The organism is Parashewanella sp. 2210YD4-3, from assembly GCF_056591735.1.
The window spans coordinates 69,943-87,126 of sequence record NZ_JBWQOG010000008.1 but is presented as its reverse complement, the minus strand read 5'-3'; the positions used below and the strand labels follow the sequence as shown (position 1 = coordinate 87,126).

Annotated in this window: 16 protein-coding genes and 2 tRNA genes; 4 read left to right on the top strand and 14 right to left on the bottom strand. The window is 39.1% G+C overall.

Going from position 1 to position 17,184, the window contains the following annotated elements; translation table 11 throughout:
* Positions 1-360 precede the first annotated feature (360 nt).
* Both AC1EU0_RS13095 and ylqF read left to right on the top strand, forming a co-directional pair.
* Positions 361-1,092, top strand: coding sequence for an SIMPL domain-containing protein (locus AC1EU0_RS13095; RefSeq protein WP_480302913.1), 732 nt, complete (start codon positions 361-363; stop codon positions 1,090-1,092).
* Between the two features lie 86 nt (positions 1,093-1,178).
* The gene (ylqF, locus tag AC1EU0_RS13090; RefSeq protein WP_480302912.1) at positions 1,179-2,123 is read left to right on the top strand and encodes a ribosome biogenesis GTPase YlqF; all 945 of its coding nucleotides are present in this window, start codon (positions 1,179-1,181) and stop codon (positions 2,121-2,123) included.
* Positions 2,124-2,226: 103 nt separating this feature from the next.
* Here the strand turns inward: ylqF and AC1EU0_RS13085 are convergent, their stop codons facing one another.
* The 9 genes from AC1EU0_RS13085 to AC1EU0_RS13045 all read right to left on the bottom strand — a co-directional run bounded on the left by AC1EU0_RS13085 (position 2,227) and on the right by AC1EU0_RS13045 (position 10,179).
* On the bottom strand, positions 2,227-3,441 hold the full coding sequence (locus AC1EU0_RS13085; RefSeq protein ID WP_480302911.1) for a hypothetical protein: 1,215 nt from the start codon (positions 3,439-3,441) through the stop codon (positions 2,227-2,229).
* 799 nt (positions 3,442-4,240) lie between these two features.
* Positions 4,241-4,519 carry a YeaC family protein gene (locus tag AC1EU0_RS13080; RefSeq protein ID WP_480302910.1) on the bottom strand — a complete coding sequence of 93 codons (279 nt, stop codon included), beginning with the start codon at positions 4,517-4,519 and terminating at the stop codon, positions 4,241-4,243.
* Positions 4,519-4,836, bottom strand: coding sequence for a zinc ribbon domain-containing protein (locus AC1EU0_RS13075; protein WP_480302909.1), 318 nt, complete (start codon positions 4,834-4,836; stop codon positions 4,519-4,521). Before AC1EU0_RS13075 ends, AC1EU0_RS13080 begins: the two co-directional genes overlap by 1 nt.
* A gap of 202 nt (positions 4,837-5,038) precedes the next feature.
* The gene (locus tag AC1EU0_RS13070; protein WP_480302908.1) at positions 5,039-6,166 is read right to left on the bottom strand and encodes a M14 family metallopeptidase; all 1,128 of its coding nucleotides are present in this window, start codon (positions 6,164-6,166) and stop codon (positions 5,039-5,041) included.
* A gap of 65 nt (positions 6,167-6,231) precedes the next feature.
* The gene (locus tag AC1EU0_RS13065) at positions 6,232-7,425 is read right to left on the bottom strand and encodes an amino acid aminotransferase (protein ID WP_480302907.1); all 1,194 of its coding nucleotides are present in this window, start codon (positions 7,423-7,425) and stop codon (positions 6,232-6,234) included.
* A 124-nt stretch (positions 7,426-7,549) separates the two neighbouring features.
* Positions 7,550-7,636, bottom strand: a tRNA-Leu gene (locus AC1EU0_RS13060).
* Between the two features lie 52 nt (positions 7,637-7,688).
* A tRNA-Cys gene (locus tag AC1EU0_RS13055) sits at positions 7,689-7,762 on the bottom strand.
* A gap of 160 nt (positions 7,763-7,922) precedes the next feature.
* On the bottom strand, positions 7,923-8,612 hold the full coding sequence (locus tag AC1EU0_RS13050; RefSeq protein ID WP_480302906.1) for a hypothetical protein: 690 nt from the start codon (positions 8,610-8,612) through the stop codon (positions 7,923-7,925).
* 130 nt (positions 8,613-8,742) lie between these two features.
* On the bottom strand, positions 8,743-10,179 hold the full coding sequence (locus AC1EU0_RS13045; RefSeq protein ID WP_480302905.1) for a glyceraldehyde-3-phosphate dehydrogenase: 1,437 nt from the start codon (positions 10,177-10,179) through the stop codon (positions 8,743-8,745).
* A 598-nt stretch (positions 10,180-10,777) separates the two neighbouring features.
* Between AC1EU0_RS13045 and gap the strand changes: the two genes are divergently transcribed.
* The gene (gene gap, locus AC1EU0_RS13040; RefSeq protein WP_480302904.1) at positions 10,778-11,788 is read left to right on the top strand and encodes a type I glyceraldehyde-3-phosphate dehydrogenase; all 1,011 of its coding nucleotides are present in this window, start codon (positions 10,778-10,780) and stop codon (positions 11,786-11,788) included.
* A 5-nt stretch (positions 11,789-11,793) separates the two neighbouring features.
* Here the strand turns inward: gap and AC1EU0_RS13035 are convergent, their stop codons facing one another.
* Both AC1EU0_RS13035 and AC1EU0_RS13030 read right to left on the bottom strand, forming a co-directional pair.
* Positions 11,794-12,732 (bottom strand): DMT family transporter, encoded by a 939-nt coding sequence (locus AC1EU0_RS13035; RefSeq protein WP_480302903.1) that lies wholly within the window; start codon positions 12,730-12,732, stop codon positions 11,794-11,796.
* 5 nt (positions 12,733-12,737) lie between these two features.
* Complete coding sequence (locus AC1EU0_RS13030; protein WP_480302902.1) at positions 12,738-13,673, bottom strand: hypothetical protein; 936 nt, start codon at positions 13,671-13,673, stop codon at positions 12,738-12,740.
* Between the two features lie 183 nt (positions 13,674-13,856).
* Here AC1EU0_RS13030 and rmuC point away from each other — a divergent pair, with 183 nt between their 5' ends.
* A complete protein-coding gene (gene rmuC / locus AC1EU0_RS13025; protein ID WP_480302998.1) occupies positions 13,857-15,314 on the top strand; it encodes a DNA recombination protein RmuC in 1,458 nt (485 codons plus the stop codon).
* Between the two features lie 55 nt (positions 15,315-15,369).
* On the opposite strand, the gene AC1EU0_RS13020 is transcribed toward rmuC, so the two are convergent.
* The 3 genes from AC1EU0_RS13020 to hinT are packed head-to-tail and all read right to left on the bottom strand — an operon-like array spanning position 15,370 to position 17,177.
* The gene (locus AC1EU0_RS13020; protein WP_480302901.1) at positions 15,370-15,762 is read right to left on the bottom strand and encodes a YcfL family putative periplasmic lipoprotein; all 393 of its coding nucleotides are present in this window, start codon (positions 15,760-15,762) and stop codon (positions 15,370-15,372) included.
* A gap of 21 nt (positions 15,763-15,783) precedes the next feature.
* A complete protein-coding gene (locus AC1EU0_RS13015; protein ID WP_480302900.1) occupies positions 15,784-16,806 on the bottom strand; it encodes a PaaI family thioesterase in 1,023 nt (340 codons plus the stop codon).
* Positions 16,807-16,826: 20 nt separating this feature from the next.
* Positions 16,827-17,177 carry a purine nucleoside phosphoramidase gene (gene hinT, locus AC1EU0_RS13010; RefSeq protein ID WP_121839042.1) on the bottom strand — a complete coding sequence of 117 codons (351 nt, stop codon included), beginning with the start codon at positions 17,175-17,177 and terminating at the stop codon, positions 16,827-16,829.
* Positions 17,178-17,184 lie beyond the last annotated feature (7 nt).

The following is a 17,184-nucleotide window of genomic DNA, read 5'->3' as shown; positions in this document are numbered from 1 at the left end:
GCATTGATAATAAAGGCTATTTTTTCAAACCGCAAAAACAGTACGATTTAAGTACAAACCAACAGTATCAGGGGTTACAGACAAAAACTGGACTCTTCTCCACAAGCTTATCCACAGTTTCAGTGGATAACTCTTCGCAGGCTTGTCACAAAGGGTTTTGCTTCATTTTCATTAACAAATTAAGGCGCCCATATTTATGTAATAAAATTACATAGTTGCCAGTTATTTATCCGCTATTCTTCGCGGAATGCATTCTATCTAAGTCAAAAAAACACTAAGGTTATTTTTTAATCGACCGCAGAATTTTGCACGAAATTGTTTTATGGTAGATAACCATTTGTCACAAACAGAGGCATTCCTATGAGCACTAGTAACAAACTAAATTCCATTTCTGTGATCTCTGCCCTGTTGTTAGCATTGGGCATTGCAACTGCAGGCTACTTTATCAGTGAAACCGTATATAAATCAAAAGTTGCACTGAATACCGCACAAGTAAAAGGTTTGGCTGAGCGACGCGTCGAAGCTGATACAGCCTATTGGACAATTCAATATAAGGTAAGCGGAACATCTAAATCGAATATCAAACAAATGTATCAACAATCAGAAAATGACCAGAAGATTATTACTCAATTACTGAGTCAAAGCGGTTTTTCAGAAGACGAAATCAAACCTGGCGTTATTGATTACCGAGCTCAAGAATTTAGAGATGAAAATCAAAAACTGGTGGATACCAACTATTTCCTTACCGGAAAAATTGATGTTGAAACTAAAAAAGTCAAACTGGTTGCTAAAGTTAGAGCCAAGCTCAACGCTTTAATTGCACAAGGCTTAGATATCCAAAACCAGGAACCCAGCTACTTCTTTACAAAGCTCAACGATATAAAACCTGCCATGCTCAAAGAAGCTACCCAAAATGCTCGTTTAGCCGCCAACGAATTTGCAACAAACGCAGGCGTAAAAGTGGGTGGTATTCGTAGCGCCAGCCAAGGTAGCTTTATCGTAAGAGATGTTGGACAAAGTTATGGTGACTCTCGCAAAATAGAAAAAGATGTGAGAGTAGTGACTAACGTAACCTTCTTTTTAACTGATTGAATTTTTCACAATACTGACACACTTTAACGCTAACAATGCTAAAATCCCCTCCGTTTTTAGTCAGAGTAGTTGATAGGAAGGTTTTTATGTCTGGAAAGGGCATTAATTGGTACCCGGGGCACATGCACAAAGCCCGCAAAGAAATTGAAAAGGTACTGCCACAAGTTGATTTAATTATTGAAGTATTGGACGCTCGAATTCCATACAGCAGTGAAAATCCAATGATCCAAGAACTTCGTGGTGATAAACCTTGTATCAAGCTACTTAACAAAAGTGATTTGGCCGATCCTGAGATCACCGCTCAGTGGATCGAATATTTAGAGCAAGAACAAGGCGTGAAAGCCAGTGCTATTACCACCTTGCAATCGGCTATGGTCAAAAAAATCCCTGATCTCTGCCGTAAATTAGCGCCTCACAGAGATACTGTAGAAAAAGACATTCGCACCATGATTATGGGCATCCCAAATGTTGGAAAATCTACCATCATCAACACCCTAGCCGGTAGAGTGATTGCTAAAACAGGTAATGAACCTGCGGTAACAAAAACTCAGCAACGCATCAACCTTCGTAACGGCATTGTGCTTTCAGACACTCCCGGTATTCTATGGCCAAAAGTTGATAATCCTTCTAGTAGTTATCGTTTAGCTGTTACAGGTGCAATCAAAGATACGGCAATGGAATATGATGATGTTGCTATGTTTGCTGCGGAATATTTCCTTGAGGCTTATCCTGAGGAAATCTGTAAGCGCTATAACCTTGACGAATTACCAAGACAAGATATTGAGCTATTAGAAGCCATTGGGCGCCGTCATGGTGCTTTGCGTTCTGGTGGCACTATTGATTATCATAAAGCTTCAGAAGTTTTACTTCATGATTATCGCAGCGGTAAAATCGGTCAACTAACACTAGAAACGCCTGCAATGGCTGAAAAAGAAAAAGTGGAAGTGGCAGAAATGCTGGCAATTAAAGAAGCTGAGAAAAAAGTTAAAGACGAAGCTCGACGCAAAAAGCATTCTGGGAAAAGACATTAGAGCATCACTTCTTTTGTATATTCTGCCCGAATAACCTTGTCGGGCAGCATCTAAACGCAGTTAATCTTTCATATTATACAGGCTCAAACAGTTGGATTAATGTTTAAAGCAATTTTAGATCATCCAACACCTTATCAGCAGGGAAATCACCAAAGTTTACTTCTACCTTCTCTATTGCTTTCATTTTTAATCCCATGCCCTTACCCTTCAATGAACACGGAGTAATACTTACTTTGCAAGGTAGATTAAATGAACCAAACTCTGTTTTATCTGTACAACTACTAACAATATAATTTTGATATCCTTCAAGCTCTTGAATTTTTGTAGATTTGACATCAGAGACAGTTTTCCAACCTGGCATTACATTACAATTTTCTTGAAGTTTTAAAACTCCTCTTTCTAATAGGTCAAACAGCTTTTTGTGAGCAGGTTTTAAGTCATGTGTGTCAGTTTCAGTAATAAATGTTTCAAGCTCCATAGCCATTGTTACTGGTACAGGTTCGGTGTTTGGTTTGTTGACAACGGCCTGAATTGTATCTTTTAAAATCATGTAACCGTCTACCTTATCACAGTCTTGAAAATATAATTTTGAGGAACTTACTAGCGTTTTTTTAACAACAGATGGTTCTACACTTGATGTTTGCTCAATAGACTGACGAACTCTGCTACTTGTTGTTTTAGAAGAATAATAAGATGAATCAGTAACCTCTTCGACAAATGTTTCTTGCTCATCACGCCTTTTACTTGCTGGCTGCGCTTGCTGCTGAAAGAGGAATAGCTTGTAGCATAAAACTTGCACGCCAGATTGAACAAGAGTACAGCTAACCACTTTGATTAGTTTATTATCTCCTAACCCTAACCGATCCAGTAATCTAGTTGTTTGTTGAGAACTAAGCTTCATTGCTAAAAATGTAGTCAAAGCCATAACCGTTTCTTTGATAAAATCAAAATTTGGGCTAATCGCAAAATTAATTGCAAGAGCTCCCACCAGTTTTGCTGATTCTGCAACAACAACTTTTTCAGTAGCACCAAGGAGCGATTTATTTACCAGCTCCTCTATACCTTTAGTGAAAAAAATCTCACAACCAAATTTTCCAACAAGTGAAATAGAAGTTGCGGTCACTAATGGTACACCTCCGAAAAAAGCAGAAATAGATAAAGGAAGTACGGTGTTGGCTAGTATCTTAGTAACAGTCCAAAAGGCACCATCATTGTCTACAGTCGATACTTCTTCTCGACTCTTCTGTTTTACTGAGCAGCCACTGATAGAGAAAAAGAAAGGCTTTAATGCATAAGAAGTCGAATGAGGGCTTAACAATACAAAACCTATTGAATTAAAAAGGAATATTGCTCAATGATATAAAAAGCTGCCTTTATAGATGCTGTACAAACCCACCTCAAAATATAATTTTATTCGGTACTAAAAAATTAAGGCTATTCAGCATATAGACATAAAGTATTTGATATGCTGGATTATTCTATAAATAACGAGTATTACCTATGGCAGACCCCATTGAAGCTATTGGAGTCACAGTTTGGTACAACAATAAAAGTAATAGTGTTGATTTATTTGATACAAAATCAATACCTTTAATAAGAAAGTGCTCCGAAACGAAAATTCTGCAGTTATCATTCAATTTGAAGTCAATCAATGTGGCGCAGGTCCGACTATAACTAATCCTAATTTCCATACAATAATATTTCGCAACCACAGTAAAGTAGAGCAGTCTAGTGAAATGGCTTTTAAGGCGAGAAAAATAGTTCATCAATCGAATATTGTCACCGCTTTTCTTCAAATGGTTAACGCAAAAAGAAGATAAGCCAATATTCTATACTTGTGATGCCTTATTTCGTTTACTATCAGATAATAAAAGCTTGAAGCAGACCACTTGAGTACCAGATTCTGACACTTTGCAACAAAAACTTGGATTTTAATACAACTGTAGTATTAAGAGGTATGAAGTACGATAGAGCAAGCTCAAAAGTCATTAAAAAAACTCATCAGAGCCATATTATTACTTGTTTTTTTCAACTGCTGAATGAACAAAACGAAAGTGGTTAATTTATTCATAACTAAAAAGCGCCTGCAGCAAAAATTGCAACAGGCTCAAGTAGTACTAAAACTCGTCTTGCTTAAATTCAGCGATAGTATCGCCTTTAAACTGTTTTTTAAGCTCAGACTTAGACAACTCGTTAATCTGCCCTTCAGAGCCAATAGTAAAGTGGTCGGTTTGATCCAGATGACGAGCCTGATAGAGCATAACCACCTGCAGCGCATGTTCACGCTGCTCCTCGGTAAGTGCAACACCGTTTTCCCACTTACCTAACTCCATTGCAGAGCGCATACGCAAGTACACTTCTTCAGGCATATCATCAATGATTTTATGTAAATCCATTAGACGCTCCTACGCTTGTGTAAGATGACTCGAACTCGAGTGACCAAATAACCAATAAAGCCGAACGTAAAGCACACAGCTCCCGCATACATGCGAGTGCCTTCAGCTGGCTCACCACCCCAAAACCAAATCACCACTCCAGCTACAAATAAGGTCATGGCTATAAAGCTGTGAGTTTGCAGTTTACTGGCTTGATTGATTTTAGCGATATTCAATTTCGCTTCATTGTCACCCGTCAATTTAGCATCACAATGCTGACATTGCTTAGCCAAACTGGAAATCTGCTTTTTACAATATGGGCATGGAATGAGTGCCATTAATTAACCTCAGCTTTGTATAATGAAAGCTACATTATTATGAATTATCAAAATATTTAAAAATTTTGTCTACAGTGCAGTTAATTAGGTGTAGTTCAAGGCAAAACAGGGCGTAATAGTTGACCTATTTCGGGCTGTTTTAACACAGAAATACGCTTAAGTAGCTGTGCTGTAGAGGTTTGCTTATGCAGAGCTGAGGTTATTACCTCAGTTTATCGACAACGGCAAGCATCGCTAATAATGATGCTTCACCAATATATACGCTGCGCTCAGGTGACCAGCCCATAAATGGATCAGGTAAGTTGTCATTATCTTTAAATGGCATTTCAAGCGTGTTCGATAAACAGTCAAAAGTATGTGCAACCCAATTAGAAGCCACTGTTAGGTTAGCTTGACCCGGTTCATCTTTGTCATAACCAAACTCAGTTTGGAAATCAGCAGAAGCCATTTGCAAAGCACTTACAAAATCAGCCTGTAGATTGGTTAAACGTTCGTCATAGTTTGGTACACCCTCTGCTCCAGCTAGGAATACATAAGGCAGACCTTCATCACCGTGTACGTCATAAAATAAATCCACACCTGTCTGCTTCATTTTTTCAGTAACGTAATACACTTCTGGGCTTTTTTCCAAGCTTGGTGATTGCCACTCACGATTTAGGTTTACACCAACAGCATTGGTACGTAAATGACCACGAACACTACCATCAGGGTTCATGTTTGGCACAATGTAGAAGTTAGCTTTGTCTAATAAACTCTTAGACGTTGGACAGTTTTGGTCAAGTAAACGGTGTAGAAGACCTTCTACCGTCCACTCAGCCATGGTTTCACCCGGATGCTGGCGAGCAGTGATCCAGATATTCTTTTTAGACTCATCACCATCACCGACTTTAACTAACGTCAAATCACGACCATCGAGCGTTAAACCTAAGTGTTCAAGAGAAACTTCTGGATGTAATTGCACTGAACTTAGCAGATCTAAATGACGCTCATAGCTGTAAGGTGCAAAATAAGCGATTTGAATGGCATCGCATTGCATCTCTAAGTTAATGGTTAATTTACCATCTTTGAATTTGGTTGGAATGCGGAACCAATTATCACGGTCATAGCTTGCTACGGCATCATACCCTTCCCAACCTTTTACATAAGAAGAGGTGCCAGCGTTTAAGATATTGAACGTGTATTCGCTACCCACTTGGCCTTGGAAGCGAAAGTTAAACCACTGATAAAACTCACCACCTTCATCTGGGCGAATATTAAGTTCAATGTTGTCTTTATTTTCAATGTTGATGACTTCAATATTGCCACCATCAAAATTATCGGTAATACGCATGTGTTTATTCTCTTTTAATTTTTAGCGAATATTATACCTGTGACGCATCAATATGCACGGCTATATCACTGAACTTGTGCAATCGCCTTGCAAATAACCGGAATATTACTTGTGGTCATTCCTGCCACACTGATCCGCCCTGAGCCAACAATGTAAATGGCAAACTGCTCACGAAGCTGCTGAACTTGTTCTTTATTCAAACCTGAAAAACTGAACATACCCATTTGTTGCTTGATAAAGCTAAAATCTTGAGTTACCCCCTCAGCCATTAGGGTATCAACAAAAAGCTCTCGCATCTGCGCTATACGAGTACGCATTTCTGCTAACTCTTGTTGCCATTGTTGGTTTAATTCTGCGTCACTCAAAATAGTACTGACAATAAGAGCACCATGAGCAGGAGGATTAGAATAATTAGCGCGAATCACACGTTTTATTTGGCTGTATGAACGAGCCGCGACATCAGTATTTTCAGCAACAAGGGTTAACGCACCGATGCGTTCATTGTATAAACCGAAGTTTTTTGAAAACGAATTAGCCACTATCAGTTCTGGCACTTTAGCAACAACGATGCGTAAGCCTTGTGCATCTTCTTCTGTGCCTCGTCCAAAGCCTTGATAAGCGAAATCAAAAAATGGTATCAGCTCTTTTTCAACGCATAAGTCAGCGATTATTTGCCACTGTCCATCATCTAAATCAATACCCGTAGGGTTATGACAACAGCCATGAAGAAGTACCAAATCCCCAGCATTGGCATGTTGAAGATCGGCAAGCATAGCGTCGAAATCTAAACCATGAGTACCTTGGTCGTAATAACCGTAGGTTTTGACTTCAAGCCCTACTGTCGTAAAAATATTTTGATGGTTGGCCCAAGTAGGATTACTGACCCAAATAGTACGAGATTGGGTATGACGAAGAATAAACTCTGATCCAACTCTTAATGCACCTGTTCCGCCAGGGGCTTGAACCGTTACCGCACGTTTCTGGGCTACAATATGAGAGTTATCACCAAACAAAAGAGTTTGAACAGCATGGTTAAACTGTTGAACACCTTCTATCCCTAAATAGTTCTTGCTTTTTTCTATTTCTAATAATTTAGCTTCTGCCTTTTTCACCACATTGAGAATTGGCGTTTGCCCTGCGTCATCTTTATATACTCCAACACCAAGGTTTACTTTCGTTTCGCGAGTATCGGCTTTAAAGGCGTCATTCAAGCCAAGAATAGGATCCGCGGCCGCTTGTTCAATATGGGTGAAAATCATGGACTTTTCCTAAGGAAGGTAAAATTGATGCTATTTTAGCATTAATCAAGACAGTAAGTTGAGATCTGATAAAGTAACAGATGCAAAAAAGCCCCAACAAATGTTGAGGCTTTTTCACTTATGATGGTACCCGAGGCCAGACTTGAACTGGCACGCTGTTACCAGCGAGGGATTTTAAATCCCTTGTGTCTACCGATTCCACCACTCGGGCAAAACTGTCGCTTTAATGCCGTTGCACTAAAACTTAATTTCTCATATAAATCTGGAGGCGCGACCCGGAGTCGAACCGAGATCGACGGATTTGCAATCCGCAGCATAGCCATTCTGCCATCGCGCCTTTCAAATCCAGTCTGGTTCTAACTTCACTTTCGTGCCGCTGTTCCCTGACTGCGAGATGCATTCTACGGTTTTCGACTTAAGAGTCAATCGAGATTTTACAAAAAGTGAAGATATTTGGTTTGTTTGAAGATTATTAAAGCAATAGTTTTATTTTTTCATCAACTTGATGATGTTTTATTCGATGTTGAAAGAAGTGATCGTATGTATTTTTCTCTTTGATTAGTTTCTATTAAGAATTTGGCGCGAACCTTTAGCTTTTGAATCATTTCTTCCTTACTCTTCTCATTGAAACTGGCGACAAAGTCATTCTTAATTTTCTCTCTAGTTTCTTGTGTAGCGGCTAAATGCTGTACTATTCTTTGTTGATATTCAGGAACAGCAAGCTTTTCATCAAATAGCCTAGAGCTCTTATAACGTCTCGGTGCTACTTCCTTAGAATTACTAGCACTTTCTTGTGATCTTTGCCTAACATACTTTGGAAGACTTGAAGCGAAAGTTACCTCTGTCACTGGAGAAGATAGCTCCTCGATGCTATGGCGTCTGGAATATCTACTTACATCTCTTTTAGTTTTTTGTTTTTCCACTAATTCTGGTAAGGAAGTGTTTTTTGATAAGTCACGAGCATAAAGTGTCACCACAGGTCTACCATTATGGAAATACTGCTCTAACACTTGACGTTTGGAATAGTCGATGTTTCGCTGTTCAACTTGAAATAGCCCAAAAGAAGAAGATTCCCCTCGGCGAGCTTGATGCAGTGACTGTCCTTGAAGCGGAAGTAAACTTGGCGAAAACAGTTGCTCACCCGTAGCAAACATTTCCTGCTGAGAAATCGAAATTTGCCTTTCCATTGTCTCACCTCAATTAGGTTTAAAACCTTTTTATGGTTATAAATCCATCAGCGAGAGATAACAAATTAATTTTTGGATCAAAAAAAGCCCCACACATAATGTAGGGCTTAAATAGACTAAATATAATCGATTAGTTATTTGGTAATGAAAGCGTGGTTAAACCAAGCATCTTAGCCATTACACTAACAACTTGGCAGCTATAGCCAAATTCATTGTCGTACCAAACGTATAAAATAGCGCGGTTATCTTCTGCAATAGTCGCTTGAGAATCCACTACACCTGCGTATCGAGAACCCACTAAATCACTTGATACAATTTCAGTCGACTCAGTGTAATCAATTTGATGTTGAAGTTCTGAATGCAACGCGATATCACGAAGATAAGTGTTCACTTCATCTTTATTCACTTTTTCATTCAAGTTTAGGCTAAGAATCGCCATAGAAACGTTTGGCGTAGGTACGCGGATAGCATTACCCGTTAGCTTACCTTCCATTTCTGGTAGAGCCTTAGATACTGCTTTAGCTGCACCCGTTGAAGTAATTACCATGTTCAGTGGAGCGCTACGACCACGGCGGTCAGCTTTGTGGTAGTTATCAATCAAGTTTTGATCGTTAGTGTATGAATGGATGGTTTCTACATGACCATTATTGATACCAAACTTATCATTCAGTGCCTTCAGTACTGGAGTGATGGCATTAGTAGTACAACTTGCCGCTGACATAATGGTGTCTTCAGCAGTGATGTCATCATGGTTAACACCATAAACCACGTTTTTAATACCGCCTTTTGCAGGAGCAGTAAGAAGTACTTTAGCAGCACCTTTAGACTTAAGATGAAGACCTAAACCAGCTTCATCGCTCCAGATACCGGTGTTATCAACAACAAGAGCATTGTTAATACCGTACTGGGTGTAATCAACTTCATCTGGAGAGTTTGCATAGATAACTTGAATATAATTACCGTTAGCAATAATTCCGTTGTTTTCTTCATCAATATATACAGAACCATTAAATGGGCCATGTACAGAGTCACGACGTAACAAGCTTGCACGCTTTTCTAAGTCGCCTTTACGGCCACCGCGAAGAACAATCGCACGTAAGCGAAGTAAGTTACTGCTGCCGGTCTTTTCAATTAATAGACGAGCAAGCAGACGACCGATGCGACCAAAACCATAAAGTACTACGTCTTTCGGTTCTTTATCTAAATCATTATTGATGCCTTGTGCAAGTTCAAGAGCCATATAAGCTTCGATGTTGCTATCATCTTTATGGTTACGCCAGTAGTTTACTGCTAGTTTTCCGATGTCCACTTTACAGTGTTTAATATCTAGCTTGCTTAACGCTTCGACAAAAGGGAAGCTCTCACGTAGACGAAGTTTGTCACCAACAAAGCGGCGAACCAAACGGTGAGCTTTAATAATTTCGATGGTAGAAGCATTAAGAAGCGGCTTACCATACATTACTACTTCCACACCTTGGTTTCGATACAGCTTACCTAGTAAAGGCTGCATAGCTTCTGCTAGTTCGAAACGTTCTTGCCAACTTTTTAGGTGTTTATCAGCGTTCATTAGTAATCCTTTATTTCACTTACCGCCATATCCAAGATAAAGCAGTGGAAATCTATAAATGTAGAGTTAGAGGTATCTGAAGCATAGCTCCAGATTGGCGGCAATTGTAATGAAAAAAGGGGCTGCAAGCTAGCTGACAACATTTTGCAACATTGTAATTTTATTAGAAAAAACAGCTGATTTTGCTCATTGATGAAATGGTTTTTGTAATAATTACAACAAAGTCACTTTTTTGCGGCAGAATTGCTTTTTTTGATGGTATAGATCAAGGATTTAAAAAATGAGAATGTAAAAATAATTCTATAAAATTTTTCTATTTTTGTTTTTATCAAGCTGAGATTTCAATCACGGAAACAGAATCTATCAATCGGTAAGATAAAATATTAGAGAGTCTGAGATTAAAATAAGCACGTATCAAAAAACTTGCCAGCCTGAAAACTTTTACCAAAATAAGTTACGAAAAACTCAAAATCTAGAGCTGAACAGCAAATTTATCGTGATAACTGTGCAAAAAACGCATTCAAGCTTGACTGTTTTCAACATTTTTGTAATTTTATAACCAGATTTATTTTAAAACCACTTGTTAGAGGGATATCGAATGACTATCCGCGTTGCTATTAACGGTTACGGCCGTATCGGTCGAAATGTTCTACGTGCTCTATATGAGAGCGAAAAAGATTACCCAATCCAAATCGTTGCGATTAACGATTTAGGTGACGCTGCAATTAATGCTCACTTAACCAAATTTGACTCTGTTCATGGTCGTTTCAACGCTAAAGTTGACCATGATGAAGAAGCCATTTACGTGAACGGCGATAAAATTGTTACTTTCCAAGAGCGTGATCCAGGTAAACTGCCTTGGGCTGACCTGAACGTTGATGTTGTATACGAATGTACTGGTATCTTCGCCTCTAAAGAAGCGGTTCAACCTCACCTAAATGCAGGCGCGAAGAAAGTTATCATTTCTGCTCCAGGTAAAAACGTAGATGCAACCGTTGTTTATGGTGTAAACCACGACGTTCTGACTTCAGATATGACTGTTATTTCGAATGCGTCTTGTACTACTAACTGTTTAGCACCATTTGCTAAGCCATTAAATGACGAGTTAGGTATTGAGTCTGGTCTTATGACTACGATCCATGCTTACACTAACGACCAACGTCTATCAGATGTTTATCACTCTGACTTACGTCGCGCTCGTGCTGCTGCATTATCAATGATCCCAACAAAAACGGGTGCTGCAGCCGCTGTTGGTTTAGTCGTTCCTGAGCTACAAGGTAAGTTCGACGGTATGGCGGTACGTGTTCCTACTGCTAACGTATCTCTAGTTGACCTTTCGTTTATTGCTTCTCGTGATACAACTATTGAAGAAGTTAATGACATCATCAAGCGTGCAGCCGCTCAATCTCCACTTTCAGAAGTACTTTCTGTAAACGAGCAGCCATTAGTGTCGATTGACTTTAACCATGACCCTCATTCTTCTAACTTTGACGCTACTCAAACACGTGTTAGTGGTCGTCTAGTTAAAGTAATGTCTTGGTATGACAATGAGTGGGGTTTCAGCAACCGTATGCTGGACAACACTGTTGCTCTAATGAACGCAAAGTAATTCGTTCATTTTCCAAATGACGTAGAAGCGCGACTGAGTTCGCGCTTTTTTATTTGGGCGAAATAAAGTAAAACCAATGTGGCAATCACTGATAAAACAATTCCTGGTAGGACTTTTAATTCAGGAAACTGCCCCCCCAATATTGCCACTTCAATAGCAACAAACACTGGGCTTAAATAAATATAAGTGGTCACTTCAACGGACAATAACTTTTGACTCGCTTTTTGGGTCAAATAAGAGGTCATAAGCGAAGTTGCAATAGCGATATAAAAGATTACTGAGACATCATGAGCAGACAAGCTAATCCAGTCTAAATCCACCCCCATGACGAGTGCAGCGAATAGTGTCACAATTAAGCCGCCGACAAGCGAGCTAAAAGTCATAACTATAGCGTCTTCACCTCTATGTAACATCTTCATCGATAATACATATAAACTCATGCATATTACAGCGCCGAGATAAATCCAATCACCAGAGTTTAAATGAAATCCTAGAATTGAAACGATTTCTCCTTTAAATACCACCCACGCCGTTCCAACCGAACCAATCCCATAAGCCAACATTTCATATCGATTAACACGATATCGCCAAATAAAAAAACTCAATACAGCAGTTAAGAAAGGAGTGAGTGTATAAAGTGTCCCTGTATGCAAAGGCGTTGTTTGTTTTAAAGAGATAAATAACAACTGAAAATAGGCACTGTAAAAACCACCTATAACCATCCCCTTAATCCATGTGTGTTTTAGCTGCTTACGATATTTCTGATTGAACAATACAAATGGAGCTAAGCAAGTCACTGCGATAACAAACCTAAGAATATTCAGTGAAATAACTGAACTATTTGAATTGAGCATTGCAGTTACAGGAAATGAACTCGCTATAAGCACTTGCGCCATAACAAGTAATAAGTGCGGTTTAAAATTGAAATCTCTACTGGCATTCATTGCTATTAACTATGAAGCTTAGGATAAAGTATTGTCTCAAGATGCTTTGGCTTTTCTGCCCCACTTTTACTTTCATCTTTATATTGAATATTTACAGAAGCCTCAGTGCAGCAAAAACCATTTCGCAACACGACAAACTCAGCTAGCCATTGAGAACTTTTAATTGGTTCCTCACATTTCGCAGCTTCAGCCACTCCTATTTTAAACTTAGATGAGAATTCTAATTTAAGTAAGATCTCGCCATTTTCCATTCTTGAGAATTTAAAGACAAAAGTATGACCATGAAAATTTATACAAACATCGCTTCGAATCGCAATAAAAGAGTGGATTAGCTCTTGAAACCCCAATGAAAAACAGTGAGTCTTAACACTTTCATCTGAAAAAAAACGTGAGGCATAGTCAAACTTTTCTTCCAATTTACGTACATCACCAGTGTAAAAATACCGATATGGCATTACACCACTTGAATCAAAAAAAGTATATTCAGCTCTATCTAAATCCATTTTAAATTTGTGCTCTAATTGTTGCTTAGTTTTCCTGCTGACATACTTCTCATGCTCATGGTTTAGTTCCTGAGCCTGCTTTGAAACTGTTATCGAAGTTACCTTAATTGCATCTTGTGCATATTGGTTAAAATAAATTTCTAATTTTTTGTTACCCGCTACTTGTTTAAAGGTTAATTCAAACCAATGTCGATAGTGAGGAGATAATGCCTTAACCAACTGGAAATATGCCTCAACTCTCACTTTGGCTGGTAGTGACTTATCTTGACAATTTGCTAGATACGAAAAGGCTTGCTTTGCTTGTGTTTTATCGTATAGCAAAGATTTAAGAACGGCATGATCAATGGCCTCAGAGCTCTCATTCAGCTGAATGTCCTGACTATGCGCTATTGATTCATCCAGAGACAAGCTACACATATCAGTTAGCTCTACAGACATAATTTACCTTAACCTGAAGTAAAAACAGTTAACTACCCAGACAGTATATGCGATCAACAATCATGATATTTCTTAATGAACAAAGCTTAACCCTAATAAAAAATATAGAGCTCTTACTTGAAGGCGATGTGCTAGCATGACATGCTACCCTCAATAAACTCACATCAAGATTACACTCGCTTTATGTTAAGTAACACACCATTGGACTCACTGACTACTGGCACTATTTTTTTACTCATCGCCGTTGCCATATTGGCCTTTTTATTTGGCATGTTAATCAACCAGCGTTTAACACGAAAACGTTGGGAACATGTCATGGAAATCAAACAAGAACTGCACGAAGCTGAGTTGGTGAAAACCCAAGAAAAGTATACTCACTTGCAAGAAGACTATCAGATCAATATTCAAGCTCTTGGTAAGGCGCAGGCTTTAACTGAGAACTTTGCAAAAGTCGAAGCTGATTTAAAAAGCATCCAACACAAAATGATGGAAGCACAGTTGGCATTATCAAAGTCCAACTCAATGCAAAAAACCTTAGTAGCGACTCATGAAATCGAAAAAAAAGCACTCGAAGATAAGATAGCTTTGCTCGAGTCTGCTGAAATTCGCCTTAAAACTGAATTTGAAAATCTAGCCAGCAAAATCTTTGATGACCGCAACGAAAAATTCAATAAACATAATTCAGAACAGATCAATCACCTGCTTTCACCTTTTAAAGAGCAACTTGAAGGTTTTAGAAAGCAAGTAAATGAATCCTATACCCATGAACAATCAGAGCGAAGTGCACTCAAACATCAACTTGAGCAACTTCAAGCTCTGAATCTAAAAATGAGCCAAGACGCTATCAACCTTACTAACGCTTTAAAAGGTGATAATAAGCAGCAAGGTAATTGGGGAGAGGTTATTTTAGATAGAGTATTACAAGAAAGTGGTTTGCGAGAAAGACATGAATATGACACTCAAACCGATCTTAAAAATGACGATGGTAAACGCTTTAAACCTGATGTCATTGTACATTTACCAGAACAAAAAGATGTTGTGATTGATTCTAAGATGTCATTGGTTGCCTATGAAACATTCTTTAACAGTGAAGACGAGATAGAGCAAAAGCAAGCGATTCAAGATCATGTCATCTCGATTCGTAACCACATAAAAGGTTTGAGTAAGAAAAACTATCAGCAACTCCATGGCATCACTAGCCTTGACTATGTATTGATGTTCATTCCAATCGAACCAGCATTCCTACTTGCGCTGGAACATGATCCTGAACTGGTAAACTTCGCACTCGATCATAATGTGATGTTAGTTAGCCCGACAAATCTGTTGGTCGCTTTAAGAACCATTCACAATATTTGGCGTTATGAATACCAGAATCAGCATGCACAACAAATTGCTCAACAAGCAGGGAAGATTTACGACAAGCTCTGTGGTTTTGTCACTGATATGCAAAAGCTGGGACGCGCTTTAGATACCGCTGATACCACTTATAAAGCCGCTATGGGTAAGTTATCTGAAGGAAAAGGAAACTTGTTGAGACAAGCCGAGCAAATGAAACAGCTTGGCGTTGATAGCACCAAACAGCTGGATAATATTCTCGTTGATCGAGCTATGAATAAAGGCTTAGACGATCAAACTGAATAAATAAAACAAACCAGCCGTTGATCAAGAGATTAATGGCTGGGTTTTCTCAGTTGATTCAGTGAACTTTCCTAACATAAACCTCAAATCTGGTCGCATTTGAATTAGGTGCAACAGATGTAATTTGTTTGCTCTGCTTGCCATGTAATGTTACTGGCGTCCACGCTTTACTGTCAGCATCAACTTCGTAATTTTGCGCATCAAACCATACAAAGCGATATTCTACCGTTTGGCTTTTTGAATAGTCACTAACAATGCTTGCGGCCCCTTGTAATTGAGAACCAACTTGACGAAGTAAACTATTTTTAAGGGAAACATCACTGGCGAAACGTCGATTATCGATTTGATAATTGCCTTGAGAGTCTATTTTAATACCCGCAGTTCTAGGCGCACATGCAGTAATAGCGACTGTAGATAGCAACAAACACAATGCAAGATTAAACCGTTTCATAATATTTCCTTAGCTGTATGTTTATTCAATTAAGAAATGAGCCCTAGCCGTAGCAATTAACTGCTTGCGACTACTTTGCCAGCAGCTGATATTCACGTTTGCGACCCTTCGACCCTGACGAGTAATGTGGCACTCCACAAAAGTATCTTTGTGGTAACCAGCTCGTAAATAATCAATCGAGAAGTCCACAATCTTAGGCACTTTTTCTGTGTGCATAAATACCATTAACTGCACAATTGCCGACATTTCCATAAACCCAGCAATCACGCCACCATGTATGGCAGGTAATACAGGATTACCTATATTGCTGTCTTTTGCAGGTAAACGGAACACTAATTCATAACCGAAACGCTCCACATCCATACCAATCCATTTAGCATAAGGAACATGGGCAAGTAACTGTTCAAAATCATTGGTTTCCGATGCTTTTTGAACGATGTCTTTTACCGCTAATGGTGCCTTAGGTGCTGTGGTAGGCTTTTCAGCTTTTTCAAATTGCGCTTCTTCTTGCATACGAAGCTGATTAAATTCAGGCCCTTCGCTTTCCCCCATGAGCGCTGCTCTAAACTCATCACCAATCATCTCTGGGCTGATACGCATAAACGCACCAACTGCGTGAGCAATAGGATAATCAATACTATCCTGATAGGCGATCGCACGAGTAAAGGCGATGCTGGAAGTCAAACGATAACATTCAGCCAATACAAAGACTGATTGGTGCGGCTTAGCTGATTTCATGTAGTCGACTCTTAAATCCAAAGTCGGCGAAATCTCTAATGAGTCGTATTTCTTTTTAATGGCACAAATGGTGGCGCAACCGCAAGCAGTATCCATAAGCGTGGTGATCACACCGCCGTGAATAACCCCTGTTTCTGGATAACCGATATGCTTCTCGCTGTACGGTAGTTCCATGAGTACATGATGCTCACTAGCCTCATGTACTTTTACATTTAAACGGCGACACTGAGTCAACTGATTGACAAAGCGCTCTGCCAAGGTAGTTAATGGAAAAAATTCTGGATTAACGGGAGTAGTACTGCTCATTATCTATCTGTGTTCCGAATTTAAATTGAAAGCATTGGGCCAACGTCCTGACCACCGATCAAATGCATATGAATGTGAAAAACTTCCTGACGGCCATGCTTATTACAGTTCATAATTAGACGGTATCCGTCCTCAGCAATGCCCTCTTGTTCTGCAATTTTAGCAGCAACTGTCATCATTCGCCCTAAAGAGGCTTCATCAGACTCTGTGACATCATTTACTGTAGGGATTAATTTGTTTGGAATGATCAGTACATGAGTCGGTGCACGAGGGGAGATATCTCTAAATGCAGTCACTAACTCATCTTGATAAACGATATCTGCAGGTATTTCTTTACGGATAATTTTACTAAAAATGGTTTCTTCAGCCATGGTAATT